At 62.7% G+C, this 16155-nt stretch carries 13 protein-coding genes and 1 pseudogene; 9 read left to right on the top strand and 5 right to left on the bottom strand.

From position 1 onward, the window contains the following. Window positions 1-6: 6 nt before the first annotated feature. The 3 genes and pseudogenes from CAF80_RS16875 to gcbA form a co-directional block, all read right to left on the bottom strand. On the bottom strand, window positions 7-1764 hold the full coding sequence (locus CAF80_RS16875) for a protein-disulfide reductase DsbD (protein WP_085667756.1): 1758 nt from the start codon (window positions 1762-1764) through the stop codon (window positions 7-9). A 58-nt stretch (window positions 1765-1822) separates the two neighbouring features. Beyond that, window positions 1823-2329 (bottom strand): annotated as a pseudogene (locus tag CAF80_RS29240) (methyl-accepting chemotaxis protein); the annotation flags it as partial. A 1490-nt stretch (window positions 2330-3819) separates the two neighbouring features. Next, window positions 3820-5490, bottom strand: a complete 1671-nt coding sequence (gene gcbA / locus CAF80_RS16865) for a diguanylate cyclase GcbA (RefSeq protein WP_064593235.1) — start codon at window positions 5488-5490, stop codon at window positions 3820-3822. A gap of 428 nt (window positions 5491-5918) precedes the next feature. Here gcbA and CAF80_RS16855 point away from each other — a divergent pair, with 428 nt between their 5' ends. From CAF80_RS16855 to CAF80_RS16830, 6 genes are all read left to right on the top strand, one after another. Further along, window positions 5919-6986: a DUF2333 family protein gene (locus tag CAF80_RS16855; RefSeq protein ID WP_039772049.1), complete on the top strand. Its 1068-nt coding sequence runs from the start codon at window positions 5919-5921 to the stop codon at window positions 6984-6986. Between the two features lie 3 nt (window positions 6987-6989). Beyond that, window positions 6990-7547, top strand: a complete 558-nt coding sequence (locus tag CAF80_RS16850) for an NUDIX hydrolase (protein WP_039772051.1) — start codon at window positions 6990-6992, stop codon at window positions 7545-7547. 187 nt (window positions 7548-7734) lie between these two features. Next, window positions 7735-8106 (top strand): translation initiation factor Sui1, encoded by a 372-nt coding sequence (locus CAF80_RS16845; protein WP_007951016.1) that lies wholly within the window; start codon window positions 7735-7737, stop codon window positions 8104-8106. Between the two features lie 218 nt (window positions 8107-8324). Then, a complete protein-coding gene (gene speA, locus CAF80_RS16840; RefSeq protein ID WP_039772053.1) occupies window positions 8325-10238 on the top strand; it encodes an arginine decarboxylase in 1914 nt (637 codons plus the stop codon). Between the two features lie 232 nt (window positions 10239-10470). Next, a complete protein-coding gene (locus CAF80_RS16835; protein WP_085667758.1) occupies window positions 10471-11820 on the top strand; it encodes a type VI secretion system Vgr family protein in 1350 nt (449 codons plus the stop codon). Continuing rightward, window positions 11817-12611 carry a DUF4123 domain-containing protein gene (locus CAF80_RS16830; RefSeq protein WP_039772951.1) on the top strand — a complete coding sequence of 265 codons (795 nt, stop codon included), beginning with the start codon at window positions 11817-11819 and terminating at the stop codon, window positions 12609-12611. Before CAF80_RS16835 ends, CAF80_RS16830 begins: the two co-directional genes overlap by 4 nt. Before the next feature lie 9 nt (window positions 12612-12620). Here CAF80_RS16830 and CAF80_RS16825 read toward each other — a convergent pair whose 3' ends face one another. Then, a complete protein-coding gene (locus CAF80_RS16825; RefSeq protein ID WP_074689693.1) occupies window positions 12621-13970 on the bottom strand; it encodes an MATE family efflux transporter in 1350 nt (449 codons plus the stop codon). 37 nt (window positions 13971-14007) lie between these two features. Continuing rightward, the gene (locus tag CAF80_RS16820) at window positions 14008-14301 is read right to left on the bottom strand and encodes a hypothetical protein (protein ID WP_007951010.1); all 294 of its coding nucleotides are present in this window, start codon (window positions 14299-14301) and stop codon (window positions 14008-14010) included. Window positions 14302-14444: 143 nt separating this feature from the next. On the opposite strand from CAF80_RS16820, the gene CAF80_RS16815 reads away from it, so the two are divergent. From CAF80_RS16815 to CAF80_RS16805, 3 genes are read left to right on the top strand one after another with little or no spacing between them, the layout of a single operon-like run. Then, on the top strand, window positions 14445-14747 hold the full coding sequence (locus CAF80_RS16815) for a MazG-like family protein (RefSeq protein WP_007951009.1): 303 nt from the start codon (window positions 14445-14447) through the stop codon (window positions 14745-14747). Next, complete coding sequence (locus CAF80_RS16810; RefSeq protein ID WP_085667759.1) at window positions 14747-15496, top strand: methyltransferase; 750 nt, start codon at window positions 14747-14749, stop codon at window positions 15494-15496. Before CAF80_RS16815 ends, CAF80_RS16810 begins: the two co-directional genes overlap by 1 nt. Before the next feature lie 12 nt (window positions 15497-15508). Further along, window positions 15509-16123, top strand: coding sequence for a DUF4136 domain-containing protein (locus CAF80_RS16805; RefSeq protein ID WP_039772508.1), 615 nt, complete (start codon window positions 15509-15511; stop codon window positions 16121-16123). The last annotated feature ends 32 nt before the right edge of the window (window positions 16124-16155 follow it).

The raw sequence follows: 16155 nt of genomic DNA, 5'->3' as shown, positions 1-16155 counted from the left end.
GACTGATTAAATCCGGTCATTCACTTTAGCGACACGTTCGGCGAAGTCGCCGGCGTTGATCTCACCGATCACCCGCACATCGCGACGTTCCACCCCGTCCTGGCCGAAGAACATCAGCGCCGGTGGGCCGAACAGGCTGTAGCGGTCGAGCAGGGTGCGCTGCTCGGCATTGCTCGCGGTGATATCGAAGCGGATCAGCCGATAGCCCTTGAGCCGATCCACGACTGTCGCGTCATTGAGTACTTCGTGTTCGATGACTTTGCAGCTGATGCACCAGTCGGCGTACCAGTCGAGCAGCAGCGGGGTGCCGGCGGTTTTCGCTTCGAGCAGCACCCGATCCAGTTCCGCCGGGGTGATGACGGTCTGCCACGAGCCGCTGTTTTGCGCGGTCGAGCCGCTGTCGGCGAGGCGTGCCGGGGCTATTGGATTCAGCGGGTCGGTCTGCCCGCTGAACGCGCCGTACCAGCAGGCCAGCGCATAAAACAGCAGGAACAGGCCCAGCAACTGGCCGAGGCGTTTGCGCGGCGGTTTGTAGACGAATTCCAGAGCGCCGAGGAACAGACCGACGCCGCCGGCCAGCAAGCCGATCAGCAGCAACGTGATTTGCCCCGGCAACACCCGGCTGAGCAAACCGATGGCCAGCCCGAGCAGCAACACGCCGATGCCGTTCTTCACGTACATCATCCACGGCCCGCTTTTCGGCAGCCACGCCGCGCCACCGGTAGCCACCAACAGCAGCGGCGCGCCCATGCCCAGGCCGAGCATGAACAGCTTCAGGCCGCCGCCCAGCGCGTCGCCGCTGGCGCTTATATAAAGCAGCGCGCCGGCCAGCGGTGCGGAAACGCACGGCGATACCAGCAAACTCGACACCACACCCAACACCGCCGCGCCCCACAGCGAGCCGCCTTCAGTGCGCCCGGCGATCCGGTCGAGGCGGCTGCTGATGAAGTGCGGCAGTTTCAGCTCGAATACGCCGAACATCGCCAGCGCGAACACCGCAAAGAACATCGCGAACGGCACCAGCACCCACGCCGATTGCAGCCGTGCCTGCAGATTCAGTTGCGCGCCGAACAGCCCCATCAAGGCCCCCAGCAGCGCGAAGCACGCGGCCATCGGCAGCACATAAGCCAGGGACAGATTGAAGCCACGCAAACCGCCGACCTGCCCGCGCAACACCACACCGGACAGGATCGGCAGCATCGGCAATACACAAGGCGTGAAGGTCAGGCCCAGGCCCGCCAGGAAAAACAGCGCCAGATCACGCCAGTCCCAGCCTGCTACCGGCGCGGACGCACCACTTGGCGCTGCGTTGCCCTCGATGCTCAGGCGTTCGGTTTCCGGTGGATAGCACAAGCCCTTGTCGGCACAGCCCTGATAGGTGACGGCCAGCGTGAACGCTCGGGAATCATTGCGCGGCAGTTCTACATCGAGAATGCCGTGGTAGACCTCGACGTCGCCGAAATACTCGTCGTGTTTCTGTTCGCCTTGCGGCAGTTGTGCGGCGCCGAGTTTCACCTCTGCAGGCTCGGCACGAAACTGGAAGCGATGCCGGTAGAGGTAATAGCCTTCGGAGGCGACGAAGCGCAGTTTGACCGATTGCGGTGTGCTCTCGACCAGGCTCAGTTGAAAGGCTTCGCGCACCGGCAGGAAATCCGCGCTGTTGTTGACTGAGCCCAGCGTGGCGCTGGGTTTGCTGTCGAACAGACCGGCGGCGCCGGCCGGCAGGGCGAAGACGAAAAACAGCAGGCAGAGCAGACGGCGCATGACAATCTCGCGAATCAAAGGTGCGGGAATGATAGCGGACTTGGCCCTGCGCTGTGTGTCACACGCGGAACGCCTGCACAGCGGTGTGCAACTGGCCGCCCAGCAACAGCAGGTTCTCGCCTTGCTCGCGACCCTGGCCAATACGCAGCAGATTGTCCCCGCCCAATTGGTGAATCCGCTCGCTGTGATCGCGGATCTCGCTGACCGCGCCGCTCTGTTGCGCGGTGATCTCGGCAATGCGGATCGCAGTGTCGGAGATGGTCTGGATCGCGCCGACAATCCTGTCCAGCGCACCATCCGCCGATTGCGCCTGATTGGCGGTGGCCTCGGCATGTTCGACCTGGGCGCGCATGCCCTCGACCGATTGTCTCGCTGCAGTTTGCAGGCCGGCGATCAGGGTCTGGATTTCGGCGGTGGCGCCGGCGGTGCGTTGCGCCAGCGAGCGCACTTCCTCGGCCACCACGGCAAACCCACGGCCCATTTCCCCGGCGCGGGCGGCTTCGATCGCCGCGTTGAGCGCCAGCAGGTTGGTCTGGTCGGCAATCGAACGGATCACCGTCAGCACGCCGCCGATGGTCGCCGACTCTTCGGCCAAGTGTTCGATCATTTGCGCATTGCCCTGCACTTCGCCAACCAGCGCGTGCAGGCCGGTGAGGCTTTGGCCAATCACTTGTTGTCCGTGTTCGACCGCCAGCCCGGCATGACGGCTGGCGTCGGCGGCCTGCCGTGCATCGCCGGCCACCTGCTGGATGGTCGCTTCCAGTTCGCCGAGGGAATCACGGATCAGCGCGGTATCGCCGGCCTGATGTTCGGCACCGCTGTGCAAGTCATTGCTCAGCTCGGCGAGGGTGCGGCTGCTGCCGGCCACTTGCTCGGCATTGCCGCGAATGGTCCCGACCAGATCCACCAGATAGGCACGCAGGCGGTTGAGCGAGGCTTCGATGTCGTGCAGTTCGCGGTTGGTCTTGCCCAGATGAATGTCGCGACTAAAGTCGCCTTCGGCCCAGGTCGACAGCGCCGGGGCAAGGTTGGTCAAAGTGCGGGCCAGGCGCCGCTGCAGAGTATCGATCAGCAGTGCGATCAGCAGAATCAGACCGATCATCACGCCTTGCATCAGCCGTACTTCGCCCTGGATCTGCCCGTGCTGGGCGCGTACCACCGGTTCGAGGCCGGCGATGGCTTGTTGCACGGCGGCGATTTTCTGGTGGGTTGCGGTGCTCAGGTCGGTGCGTTTCTGGATCTGCTCGCGGGTGCGTGCGAGCTCCGCCGGGTAACGGCCGAGCAAACTGTTGAGTTCGCGTTTGAGACCGACGCCGGCGTCTTCGGCGGCGGCTTTTTCGGTGCTTTCGATGCCCATCAGCGCGGCGAAGTCGTCGCTGCCGGACTCACTGCTGGCGACCACGCCGAGCAAGGGCAGGGCATCGATCGTCTGGGCCTGGGCGCGGATGTTGCTGACTTCGCGCTCGACATCGGCGGCCAGTTCACTGCGTCCGCTGCTGACCAGCTTGTCCCGGGCCAGCGACAGTTTGCCCAGATGTTGAGAGGCAATCAGCAGGGGTGTCAGGTAGGTCGCGTTGCCGCCGGCGTAGGTGCTGAGTTGGTCGAGACTGGCGCTCAATTCGCGTTCGGCCTGCAACAGCAGGGCCTGCGGATCGCCGGCCAGTTTGCCGGCGGCCAGCAGGTCGGTCTTGCTGAATTCATCGAGGCCGGTGAGGCTCGGGCGCAAGGTGTCGGCCAGCGCGGGCGGCAGCTCGTCGAGTTCTTTCTGCAACTGATCGATGGCCTGGCTGGCGCTGCTCAGGCGCAGGGCGTCGCCGCTGGTGAGGTAATCCCCGACGTTGCGTGCCACGTCATTCTGAAATTGCTGCGACAGCCCCAGGTAACGCTCCATCAACAGATACGGGCGCTCCAGTGCTTTTTGCGACCACCACAGCGTGGCGCCGAGGGCCACGCAGACGGCGACCAGCAACAGGGTATTGAGATTGGTGAGCAACTTCAGGCGCATGACGGCTACCAACGGCAGAATGGTAAGCGCCTGAATTTATTGCGGTTCTGTTACAGGGTTATGACCGATTGGGGCGATTCCGATGAAAAAGTGGCACTTTGCTTTGAGTCGCGAGCAGTCTGCACCCGATTGCGTCCTTCGCCCTTGGCGCGGTACAGCGCCTCGTCGGCCTGGCTGGCCATCATCAAGCTGTCGGAGTCGTCGTGCATCTCCACCACGCCGGCGCTGAAGGTGCACCACAGATCCTGCGGCTGGGCCGGATAGTGAATCTCGGCAAAGCGCTGACGGATTTCGTCTAACACTTTGTGCGCCGCTTCTATATCGGTGTCGGGCATGACGATGGCGAATTCTTCGCCGCCGTAACGGCCGATGAAGTCGGTCTTGCGCAGACGCTGCTTGAGGAACAGCGCCAGGCTCTTGATCACCCGGTCGCCCATGGGGTGGCCGTGGCTGTCGTTGACCCGTTTGAAGTGGTCGATGTCGAGCATCGCAAAGCTCAACGGCTTGTTCTCGCGGCGGGCGCGGAACGAGCAGTCTTCGAGCAATTGCAGAATGTGCGTGTGGTTGTACAGGCCGGTGAGGCTGTCGCGGACCATCCGTGCCTTCAGGTTGCGCGCGCGGGCGGCGCGGTTGCGCACGGTGGTGATCAGATGGCGCGGCTTGATCGGCTTGGTCAGGAAGTCGTCGCCACCTTCGCTCATGGCGTCGAGCTGTTTGTCCAGATCGTCCTCGGCCGACAGATAAATGATCGGCACGCTCACATAACGGTCGTTGTGGCGGATGACCTTGGCCAACTCGGTGCCGGTGCAGGCGGGCATGTACATGTCGAGGATGATCAGGTCCGGCTGGAAGTCCGCCAGCTCGGCCATCGCCTGGATCGGTTCGATCAGGGTGCGGGTGACGATCCCGGCGCTGTTGAGCAGGCGTTCGGTGTGCAGGGCCTGGGCGCGGGAGTCGTCGATGATCAACACTTTATAGGGTTCGTACTGGGCGACGCAGGTCAGGACTTCGATCTTCTCCAGCAGGCTCGACGCTTCGAGGGTGCCGGTGAGAAATTCCTGGCCACCGGCGCGCACCGCCGCGAGGCGGGTCGGGGTGTCGGTTTCGTGCAGGCTGAAGAACAGCAGCGGCAGCGGTTCTTCCAGACCTTGCTGGGCTTCGGCGGCGAGTTTCAGGCCGACGCCGGCACCGCTGAAATCCACGTCCATGACAATCGCGGCCGGCAGGCGCTCGACCATCGAGGAGCGAAACGCCGACACACTGTCCAGCGCCTGAGCGCTCAGACCGAAAAACTCCAGCTGCTTGGCCAGCCGCTCGGCGCGGTCGTGATCCTGCAGCATCACGTAGATCGGTTTGCGCAGGGGCGGCAGGAAGGTCTGATCAAGCTGATCGCCATGGCGCAGGCCAGTGCGCGACAAGCGCTGCATCAGGCGGTTGAGATCGGTGATCAGGCCGCTGCTCAGGCGTCCGCGATTGGCGTCCACCGCTTCCAGCGACTGGCTGATGTGGCGGGCCAGCTGCGTATGTTCGGGCTGTTCGAAACGCTCGGCAAAACGCAGCAGGCGCAAATTGGCCTCGCTCAGTTCGGCGAGATCGGCAGTGGACCACTCACTGCGTTGCAGGCGCTGCCATATCTCAAGAATCTGACGTGCCTGATGAATTACCCGCTGGGCAAAGTGGTGCTTGAGGCGCTCACGGCTGGGGTCTTCTGGCTCGGTCATATCCTGACTACTAGTTAGGGTGCATGCTGAGATCGACTGGTGGCTCTATGCTAGCACCTCTTTTCCCTTACATGAGTGTCGTACGTCAATAATCTGCGGTACGGCATCATTCAGTTTCTGACTGCCGGGTTTCAATTTGAACCTGATTGTCGGAGAAGTCCCCATCTACCGGGCATTTGCCAATCTGCGCAACCATGAATTTACTGGAGCGCGGGGAAGGGATGGCAGGGTCTTTGTGCTGTCCCGTTGCGGGTATCGGCAGCGCAATGGCGATGAATTCGCTATCGGGGAATCCCTTAGGGCGGTCTGTCCCGGCCTTGTGTCGGGTGGCGAGGCAGCGCCTGTCAATATTGACGGGTGCCCGGTCGAGGCACGTTGTTGTATGGTTGTGGTCGAACCGTTGAACCCAAGATTGAAAGGATATCGCCATGCTGGACTGGAAGAACCGCGCGGGCAGCGCGCCTGAACGTGCCGCCGAGCCCAAGTCGGCCGCCCGCAGCTATGTCGGCGGGCTGTTGTTCAGCCGGGCGCTGGCCACGCTGGTTGCCATTTACCTGTTGGTGACCATTGGCCTGGGTTGGTACTGGAGCCAGGAGCCGGCATTGTTTCCCGTGGCGCAGAACGCTCAGGTTGCCGCCGAGAAAGAGGGCAAGCAGATGGTGGTCGGCTACACCACCGTCGAAACCCTGAAAACCGTTGCCGGCACTTTGCTCGACAAGCCAGGTGGCTACATTTCCAACGACCGTTTCCCGCCTGGCCTGTGGATGGACAACATGCCGAGCTGGGAATACGGCGTGCTGGTGCAGGTCCGCGACCTGACCCGCGCCCTGCGCAAGGACTTCGCCCGCTCGCAGTCGCAGTCGGCTGAAGACGCCGACCTGGCCAAGGCCGAGCCGCGCTTCAACTTCGACAACAAGAGCTGGATCCTGCCGTCGAGCGAGTCGGAATATCAGGAAGGCATCAACTCCCTGAGCCGTTATCAGGCGCGCCTGTCCGACCCGACCCAGAAAAACGCGCTGTTCTACGCCCGCGCTGACAACCTGAACAACTGGCTGGGTGATGTCGGCACCCGTCTCGGGTCGCTGTCGCAACGCTTGTCGGCCAGCGTTGGCCGGGTCAAGCTCAACACCGCGCTGAAAACCGAAGTGCCGGCGGTGGGTGAAGTGCCGCAGGTCGATGAGGAAGTTGTCGAGACCCCATGGATGCAGATCGACAACGTGTTCTACGAAGCCCGTGGCCAGGCCTGGGCGCTGTCGCACTTGCTGCGCGCGATCGAAGTCGATTTCGCCGACGTGCTGGCGAAGAAGAACGCGACCGTCAGCGTGCGTCAGATCATCCGCGAACTGGAAGCCTCCCAGGAGCCGATCTGGAGCCCGATGATCCTCAATGGCAGCGGTTTCGGTGTGCTGGCCAACCACTCGCTGGTCATGGCCAACTACATTTCCCGGGCCAACGCCGCCGTGATCGATTTGCGTCAACTGCTCAATCAGGGCTGAGTCATGGACGAAAGCGCCAGAGAGGCGGCCCACCGCGCCGCCTCGGATGCCGAACAGATCGCCTGGGTAGACGAGCAGGACAACCTGCTCGGCGCCCTGGTGCGTTCTGACCTGCGAGAACGCGGACTGATCGGCCGTGGTACCTACATCATGCTGTTCAACTCCGCCGGTGAACTCTGCGTGCATCGGCGCACGTTGAGCAAAGCCATTTATCCCGGTTACTGGGACGTGGCGGCGGGCGGCATGGTGCAGGCAGACGAGACCTACGCCGAGTCGGCGGCCCGTGAGCTGGAAGAAGAGCTGGGCGTGAGTGGCGTAGAGCTGACGGCCCACGACCATTTCTACTTCGAAGACACCGGCAATCGCCTGTGGTGTTCGGCGTTTTCGGCAGTGTGGGATGGCCCGTTGATCCTGCAGCCGGAAGAGGTGCTCGAAGCGCGTTTCATTCCGGTCGAACAGGTCATGCAGGAAATCCGGCAAAAGCCTTATTGCCCGGACTCTCTGGCAGCCTTGAAACGTTATCTGAAGGCTCAGCAAAGCAACGTCGCAAAGAACACATAAATTGGCGCCGATTGGCACTTAGCAATCGGCGTTTTTGCCGTTACACTGCGCGACCTTTTCAAGCTGCACCGGCCTGCTTTTATTGAAGAACCGGTGCAGTAGCGCTGCCCCTGCCTGAGTGGGGCTTCGCGGTCGATAGCCTTGCCCAAGGCTGCGATCAGTCTTTGTCCTCCCGAGAGGATTGCCGGTGGCCAAAAAAGCCGCATCCTTCGCCGCCCTGGGCGGCCTGGTATTTTCCACCGACGCAGGTCGTCATTGCCCGGAATGCAGCAAGCCGGTGGACGCCTGTATCTGCAAGCAAACCGTGATCCCCGCCGGCGACGGCATTGCCCGTGTGCGCCGCGAGAGCAAGGGGCGTGGCGGCAAAACGGTGACCACTATCACCGGCGTGCCTCTGGCCGAAGACGCACTCAAGGAGCTGGCGACAACGTTGAAGAAGCGTTGCGGCACCGGCGGTGCGTTGAAAGACGGGATCATCGAGATCCAGGGCGACCATGTCGAGCTGCTCCTGGCCGAGTTGGTCAAGCACGGCTTCAAAGCGAAGAAGTCCGGCGGCTAGCAGCCTCTGTGAAACCCACCGGCGGCTTGATTCAGCTCCAGAGTCCCTGGGCCTGACGTCGTTTCCATGGTTTTCACAGAGCCTGTTCATGACCGGTTTCTAAACTCAACGCTGTCAGCGCGGTCTACCGCCGCGCTGACGAACCGTCATTTTCATTCTTTAGACTGCGCCGGCCTGCGATCAGGCGACGCACTATGACTTCTTTATAGGGGACTTCGATGTCCGTACGACGCACACGCAAAGACGATGGCAGCCAATGGACAGTTGCGGACAGCCGCAGTGTTTACGGGATTCGCCATTGGGGGGCCGGGTATTTCGCGATCAATGACGCCGGTCGCGTCGAAGTTCGTCCGAACGGCCCGAGCAGCTCGCCTATCGATCTGTTCGAACAAGTCGACCAGCTGCGCAAGAGTGGCTTGTCCCTGCCGCTGCTGGTGCGTTTTCCCGACATCCTGCAAGACCGCGTCCGTCAGCTGACCGGCGCTTTCGATGCGAACATCGAGCGTCTGGAATACCAGAGCAAATACACCGCGCTGTACCCGATCAAGGTCAACCAGCAGGAAGCGGTGATCGAGAACATCATCGCCACCCAGAACGTTTCCATCGGTCTGGAAGCCGGCTCCAAGCCCGAGCTGCTGGCGGTGCTGGCGCTGGCGCCGAAGGGCGGCACCATCGTCTGCAACGGTTACAAGGACCGCGAGTTCATCCGTCTGGCGCTGATGGGCCAGAAGCTCGGCCACAACGTGTTCATTGTGATCGAGAAAGAATCCGAAGTCGGTCTGGTGATCGAAGAAGCCGCCTCGCTCAAGGTCAAGCCACAGGTTGGCCTGCGCGTGCGTTTGTCGTCCCTGGCGTCGTCGAAGTGGGCAGACACCGGTGGCGAAAAATCCAAGTTCGGTCTGTCGGCGGCGCAACTGTTGTCGGTAGTCGAGCGCTTCCGCGCGGCGGGCCTGGATCAGGGCATCCGCCTGCTGCACTTCCACATGGGTTCGCAGATCGCCAACCTCGCTGACTACCAGCACGGCTTCAAGGAGGCGATCCGTTACTACGGCGAGCTGCGCAATCTGGGCCTGCCAGTCGATCACATCGACGTCGGTGGTGGCCTGGGTGTGGACTACGACGGTACCCACTCGCGCAACGCCAGTTCGATCAACTACGACATGGACGACTACGCCGGTGTCGTGGTCGGCATGCTCAAGGAGTTCTGCGATGCGCAGGCCCTGCCGCATCCGCACATCTTCTCCGAAAGCGGTCGTTCGCTGACCGCGCACCACGCGATGCTGGTGGTGCAGGTCACCGACGTCGAGAAACACAACGACGAAATCCCGCTGATCGAGAACAAGGAAGCACTGCCGGAAACCGTGCAGTGGCTGGTTGACCTGCTAGGCCCGACCGACATCGAAATGGTCACCGAAACCTACTGGCGCGCCACCCACTATATGAGCGACGTGGCCGCCCAGTACGCCGACGGCAAACTGACCCTGGCCGAGAAAGCCCTGGCTGAACAGTGCTACTTCGCGGTGTGCCGTCGCCTGCACAACTCGCTGAAAGCGCGTCAGCGTTCCCACCGTCAGGTGCTGGACGAACTCAACGACAAGCTGGCCGACAAGTACATCTGCAACTTCTCGGTGTTCCAGAGCCTGCCGGACACCTGGGCGATCGATCAGGTACTGCCGATCATCCCGCTGCACCGTCTCGACGAAGAACCGCTGCGTCGCGCCGTCCTGCAAGACCTGACCTGCGACTCCGACGGCAAGATCAACCAGTACGTCGACGAGCAGAGCATCGAGACCAGCCTGCCGGTGCACGCGCTGAACGAAGGTGAAGACTACCTGCTGGGGGTGTTCCTGGTCGGTGCCTATCAGGAAATCCTGGGCGACATGCACAACCTGTTCGGTGACACCGACTCGGTGAACATCTACCAGAACGCCGATGGCAGCGTGTACCACGCCGGTATTGAAACCCACGACACCATCGAAGACATGCTGCGTTATGTGCACCTGTCGCCGGAAGAACTGATGACTCACTACCGCGACAAGTGCGCCAGTGCCCGCATCAGCGCCAGCGAGCGCACTCAGTTCCTCGATGCGTTGCGCCTGGGTCTGACCCGCTCTTCCTACCTGTCTTCCTGAGGCCAGGTTCCGCTTTCATCTGGTTGTCTGAAATTGTTCCGCCCACCGTGGACGTTTCAGATAACCGGGTGAGACGCTTCTTTTTCTCTTCGCGAAACGGCCTGCTTCCAGGCCAGCAAAGTGACGTCGTCTGCTTTTCGCGTAGGTCATTTCCGAATTTGTAGTTCGGCCCTCTACTCGGCCATGGGTCTCGGCGAGAATCCCCGCCCGCCCCCCTGTAGAGAATCCCCCCATGTTCGATCCAGCCGACGAGCCGTCGTTTCGTCTCGATGTAGCGGGCCTGTCCGACTCGCTTGAAGTCTTGGCATTTACGGGTTGCGAAGCCATCAGCGAGCCTTTTGCGTTCGAAGTCGATGTGCTGGTCGATGATCCGCACCTGGACCTGGCCGGACTGATGTATCGATCGGCGCACCTGTGTTTCGGGCCTTGTGGCAATGGTGTTCACGGACAGTTGCACAGCCTTGTCCAGCATGAGCAAGGACGCGGCGCCCGGTTGTGCCGGGCGCGGCTGGGGCCGCGGTTGAGCTGTCTGGGCCTGCGCTACAGCCAACGCATCTTCAGTGACCGCTCGGTACCGCAGATTCTTGATCAGGTACTCAGAGAGCACGGCATCAGTGGCAACTGGCGCCGGTTCGATCTGCAAGGTGTGTATCCGCCCCGGACATTCTGCACCCAGTACGGCGAGTCGGATCTGCAACTGGTGCAACGGTTGTGTGGGCAGGCACGCATTCACTATCACTTCGAACATGGGAGCCGGGGGCATTGCCTGGTGTTCGGGGATGACCCGGCCCTACTGCCACGCGCCGGAAACCTGCGATGCGAGAGCGAGGATGGAGAGCCGTCGCCGACAGTGAGCCGCTGGCAACTGGGCGAACATGTGCGGCTGAACGCAGAATGCTCGCGGCGCACACGTACGGCGCAGGGGCATTCCGATTCGCCAACCCTGCGCAGTGGTCACTGGTTGACGATTTCCGGCCAGCCCCTGGCAGACGTCAATGCGCACTGGCTGGTGAGCCGAATCGAGCATCGGGCCGATCAGTCACTCGAGCCGCCCTACAGCAACAGGATTTTTGCCGCTGACCAGTTGTCGGTGCCCAAGTCATCCATTGACCACCAGGGGGCGCGCATGTGCAGCCCGCAGCGTGCGTGGGTAGTGTCGGTCGAGGAAGAGCAACCTGATGCCGTGCGGCCGGTGGCCGTTCAGTTCGACTGGCTTTATCAGGGCGAAGGTGCCCGCCCCAGCCACTGCTGGTTGCCGCTGGCTCCGGCGTTGGCCGATACGCCGATGGCATCATTCAAGGACGGGATAGAGGTGGTGGTGAGCTTTCTGGAAGGTGACCCTGAACAGCCCGTGATCAGCGGCGTCTTGCAGGTCCCGGCTCTCGCCGAAGTCGTTGAGGATGACGCGCAGTCACCTCTGCCCGAGCGCCTGGATATCGTCGGCGTGCCTCAATGGTTGAAAGCGGCCGAGCCTTTGTTGTTGCTGTGCCTGATACCGGGGGGCGGCAGTTATCGCCATTGCGCGGCGTCACTGTGCAGCTGTCGATTGGTCGCCGGGCTCAAAACGAGCGACGGAAGATGAGCGTCGCGGCCCCCGGGCAACATGCGCAGTGGTTGTTGCTGGACATCGCACAGGCACCCCAGGCAGTGAAGGTGTTACGCCAGGGATTCTCCAGTGTGCACAGCCTGCAGCTGTTTGACGGTACCGAGTTTCAACCGGTCAGTGAGCAAGGCCCATGGCTGATCGACCTGCGTGATTGCCCGGCGCTATCGGCGCTCTGCCACACCGATCCCATGACCTGGCAAGGGCTGCTGCTGGGCAGCGAGGTCTCGGCGCAGACACTGCGCGAACACTTGCAGCGGATGCTGACCGTGTCCATCGGCCTCAATCACCGGGCGCTGCTCAATTTCTACAATCGGCAGACCGCCAGTTACTTTTTCGATGCCTGCGATGCCCGGCAACTGAGCTGCTGGCTCGGGCCGATCGGATGGCTGCGCTGGTTCGGCGGCACGTGGGCCGATCTGGCTGCTGGCAGTCAGGGCTGGCAGCAACTACGCAATCCGGGACTGGCCGTGGAGCCCCTGCGCATCGAGCAAAGCCTGACCCGTCAACAGCGAGAACGATTGCATCGTTGCCTGCTGGATCAGCATGTCTGGCGCTGGAGTCAGGCGACGGGAAACAACTTTCGGCTGATATCAGCCTTTCAGGAACAAGGTCTGGCGCTGGGCTTCAGCGAGCAGACGCTGCTGGACGACTGGTTGTGGCTGCGTTTGCTGCATCCGCGTGCCGAGCTGATGCCGCTGCCGCAAGGTTTGACTCCGCGAGAACGACTCGAACTGTTGCGTCGGCGCTGGCTGAACGATCCGTCATGAAGCATCGCTTCAGTGAGCGGCACCGTTGAACCAGCCATCGGTGCGTCGCAGCCACCACGCCAGTCCCCCGAGAGTCAGGCTGCGCAGCACCATGAACAACAGGAACGAAATCCACAGGCCGTGATTGCCCAGACCTTGCAGCGCCCAAGCGACAGGCAGCAGCAGGATCACGGTCGCCAGCATGCCGTTGCGCATTTCCCGGGCGCGGGTGGCGCCGATGAACAGGCCGTCGAGCAAGTAGCTCCAGACCGCGATCAACGGCAGCACGGCCAGGTAGGGCAGGTAAATGAACGCGGTTTCGCGCACGCTCTGGATGTCGGTCTGCATTTCGATGAACAGGTGGCCGGCCAACAGAAACAGCGCGGCAAAGCCCAGGCTCGCCAGCAACGACCAGCCGCCGGCAACCACCAGCGAACGGCGCAGGGCCAGACGATCACGGGCGCCGATGGCGTGGCCGCACAGGGCTTCGACGGCGTGGGCCATTCCGTCCAGTGCGTGGGCGGTCAGCAGCAGGCCGTTGAGCAGCAGCGCATTGGCCGCGACCGTGGCATCGCCGAGTCGCGCGCCCTGCACGGTGATCAGGAAAAACACCGATTGCAGAGCCAGGCTGCGGATGAAAATGTCGCGGTTGACCGCCAGCAGCGGACGCCAGCTCTGCCAGACTTTCAGAGCAGCCCAGGCGATGTGACCGGGATAGGCGCGCAAGGCTCTCCGAGTCATCCACAGGCCGAGCAGGGCGCCGCTCCATTCGGCGATTACCGATGCGCGGGCCGAACCGACCACGCCCCAGTCCAGGCCGATGACGAACCACAGGTTGAGCACGATGTTGATCAGGTTGGTGCTCAGCAGAATCGCCAGCGGCGCCCGGGCGTTCTGGGTGCCGAGGAACCAGCCGACCAGCGCATAACTGGCCAGCGCCGCCGGCAGCCCGAACAGGCGGGTGTGGAAGAAGTCACGGGTCAGCTGATCCAGCTCCGCCGACGGTTGCATGAAGTGCAGCGCGACCCCGCTCAGTGGTACGCCCAGCGCTCCGAGCAGCAGCGCCAGCCCCATCGCCAGCAGCAGGCCTTGAAGCAATATCTGCCGCAAGGCCGCGCCGTCGCTGCGCCCGGCGGCCTGGGCGGCGAAACCGGTGGTGCCCATGCGCAGAAAACCCATGGCCCAGGCCAGAAAGGTGTACAGGCTGGCGCCAACCGCCACAGCGCCCAGTTGATGAGCGTGGGGCAGGTGACCGATGACGGTGCTGTCGACCAGCGCCACCAGCGGCACGGAAATGTTGGAGAGGATCATGGGGGCGGCGAGGGCCCAGACCCGGTGATGGGTCGGGCGGTCGCGCCAGTCGGCGATCAGGTTGGACATGCGGGCTCCTTAAGGAGCGGCATTGTAACGGGAGGCGTCAGTGAATGATCCAGCTCAGCAGCCACAATCCCAGCAGCAACCAGATGATCCCGGCGATGATCGAGGCATTCATGAATGCGCGGATCGCCGACCACAACAGCATCAGGCCGACGATCAGCGCGATGATGCTGATGATCGACGTGTCCATGCCCAGCGCCTTCGACAGCCCGTCGACAAAGTTGCCCCCGGCGTTGCCCAGCAGATTGAACAGGCCGCTGAGGCCATCGACGATGAAGCGGATGATCGAGCCGAGCGCCTGGCCCAGCCATTCGAAAAAGCTTTCTACCTGCATGTCTGTTTCCTGATGAAAGAGCTGAGCCTTGGGCCGCAGCGGGTGCGGTCGAGTTCCCTGCAAGCATAGAGGGTTTTAACGGGCGACTGGCGCTTGCCTTCGCTCGGCATCCCCCCGAAGCTATACGCCTTCAGGAGAGCCCGATGAACCTTGTTGAACTGACCGAACGCCTGCACGCCATTCGCGACCGCAATGACTGGCGGCAATTTCACAGCCCGAAAAACCTGGCCATGGCCGCCAGCGTGGAAATGTCCGAACTGGTGGAAATCTTCCAGTGGCTGACCGAAGACCAGTCCCGCCAATTGCCGGCGGACAAACTCGCCCACGCCGGGCAGGAAGTCGGTGACATCGTCCTTTATCTGTTGCTGCTGTGCAGCGAACTGGGGCTGGACATGAATGAAGTGGTGCGCAGCAAACTCGCCGACAGCGAACGGCGGTTCAGCTGATGAGCGACCGTCATTTCGATCAGTTGGCGACCCGCTTCGCCGAAAAAATCTACGGCGGTGCCAAAGGCGCGATCCGCCTCGCGGTGCTGCAGGCCGACCTCGCCGAAGCCCTGCCGGATCGTCCGTTGCGGGTGCTGGACATCGGTGGCGGCCTGGGCCACATGTCGCTGTGGCTGGCCGAGCGCGGGCACCAGGTGACCTTCACCGAGCCGGCCGAGCCGATGCTCGAAGGCGCCCGCCAGCGCTTTGCCGAAGCCGGGCAAAGCGCGACGTTCATTCAGGCGCCCTGGCAGGAACTGCTCGGCCAGCTCACTGAACCCTACGATCTGGTGCTGTGCCATGCGGTGCTGGAATGGCTGGCCGAACCCCACGCGATCCTGCCGGTGCTGCATCAGTTGACCAAGCCCGGCGGCTGGCTGTCGCTGGCGTTCTACAACCGCGATGCGCTGATTTACCGGAACCTGCTCAAAGGCCATTTCAAGAAAATGCGCAAGAACGACATGGCCGGCGAAAAGCAGAGCCTGACCCCGCAGCAGCCACTCGATCCACGGGAACTGGCGACGCAACTCGCCGGGTTGTGGCAGGTCGAAACCCAGAGCGGGGTGCGGGTTTTCCACGATTACATGCCGATGGAATTCCAGGCCCGCGCCGAGTTGATTGATTTGCTCGAGATGGAGCTCGCCCACCGTCGTCACCCAAGCTTCGCCGGGCTTGGGCGCTACTTGCACTGGATCTGCCGGCCGATCTGATCGGAGCGAGAAATGAAAGGTCATTCAGGGTTACTGCTGATCTGTCTGGGGTTGGCCGCCTGCCAGGGCAGCAACCCTTATGTGGCGCAGTCGCGACCGTTGCCGCCGGCCCCACCGCAAGCGGCGACCACCTTCGACCGCAGCGCTTATCCCGCGCCCCCTCGTGACTACGGGCGCTATCGCAGCTGGGCATGGCTCAACGGTCAACTCCCACCGGGCACGGCCTGGGCGGATTCGGCCCAAGTGGCCGAGGCCGTCAGCAGTGCGCTGGACCAGCGCGGCCTGCGCCCGCTGCATGACAATCGCCCGGCCGACCTGCTGGTCAGCGCCAACCTGAGCCTGGAAACCCGCCTGCGTCAGGTGCAGGACGATTACGGTTACTACGGCGGCGGATACGGCGGTTATGACCGTTACGGCCGCGGTTACGGGATGTACAACACGGTGCCGATCGTTCGGACCTATCAGGAACAGGTCGTGGTGGTGCGGGTCGATCTGTTCGACGCCGGCAGTGGTCAGCCGGTCTGGAGCGCCAGCGCCGAAACCGGCACCCAGGGCACGCAAAGTGATCGCACCGATGCGATTCGGGAGGCTGTCGAAAAGGCCATGTCGGCGTATCCTCCCGGTTAGCCTTCTGCAAATGAAGGCGCCCTCAGGTTCAT

The organism is Pseudomonas sp. B34(2017) (genome assembly GCF_002112915.1).
Classification (GTDB): Bacteria; Pseudomonadota; Gammaproteobacteria; order Pseudomonadales; family Pseudomonadaceae; genus Aquipseudomonas; species Aquipseudomonas pharyngis.
This window is presented reverse-complemented; position numbering and strand designations above follow the sequence as displayed.

Coding starts and splice junctions, on each gene's coding strand:
- CAF80_RS16875 (WP_085667756.1), bottom strand. CDS start 1,764: ATGCGCCGTCTGCTCTGCCTGCTGTTTTTCGTCTTCGCCCTGCCGGCC.
- gcbA (WP_064593235.1), bottom strand. CDS start 5,490: ATGACCGAGCCAGAAGACCCCAGCCGTGAGCGCCTCAAGCACCACTTT.
- CAF80_RS16855 (WP_039772049.1), top strand. CDS start 5,919: ATGCTGGACTGGAAGAACCGCGCGGGCAGCGCGCCTGAACGTGCCGCC.
- CAF80_RS16850 (WP_039772051.1), top strand. CDS start 6,990: ATGGACGAAAGCGCCAGAGAGGCGGCCCACCGCGCCGCCTCGGATGCC.
- speA (WP_039772053.1), top strand. CDS start 8,325: ATGTCCGTACGACGCACACGCAAAGACGATGGCAGCCAATGGACAGTT.
- CAF80_RS16835 (WP_085667758.1), top strand. CDS start 10,471: ATGTTCGATCCAGCCGACGAGCCGTCGTTTCGTCTCGATGTAGCGGGC.
- CAF80_RS16830 (WP_039772951.1), top strand. CDS start 11,817: ATGAGCGTCGCGGCCCCCGGGCAACATGCGCAGTGGTTGTTGCTGGAC.
- CAF80_RS16825 (WP_074689693.1), bottom strand. CDS start 13,970: ATGTCCAACCTGATCGCCGACTGGCGCGACCGCCCGACCCATCACCGG.
- CAF80_RS16820 (WP_007951010.1), bottom strand. CDS start 14,301: ATGCAGGTAGAAAGCTTTTTCGAATGGCTGGGCCAGGCGCTCGGCTCG.
- CAF80_RS16815 (WP_007951009.1), top strand. CDS start 14,445: ATGAACCTTGTTGAACTGACCGAACGCCTGCACGCCATTCGCGACCGC.
- CAF80_RS16810 (WP_085667759.1), top strand. CDS start 14,747: ATGAGCGACCGTCATTTCGATCAGTTGGCGACCCGCTTCGCCGAAAAA.
- CAF80_RS16805 (WP_039772508.1), top strand. CDS start 15,509: ATGAAAGGTCATTCAGGGTTACTGCTGATCTGTCTGGGGTTGGCCGCC.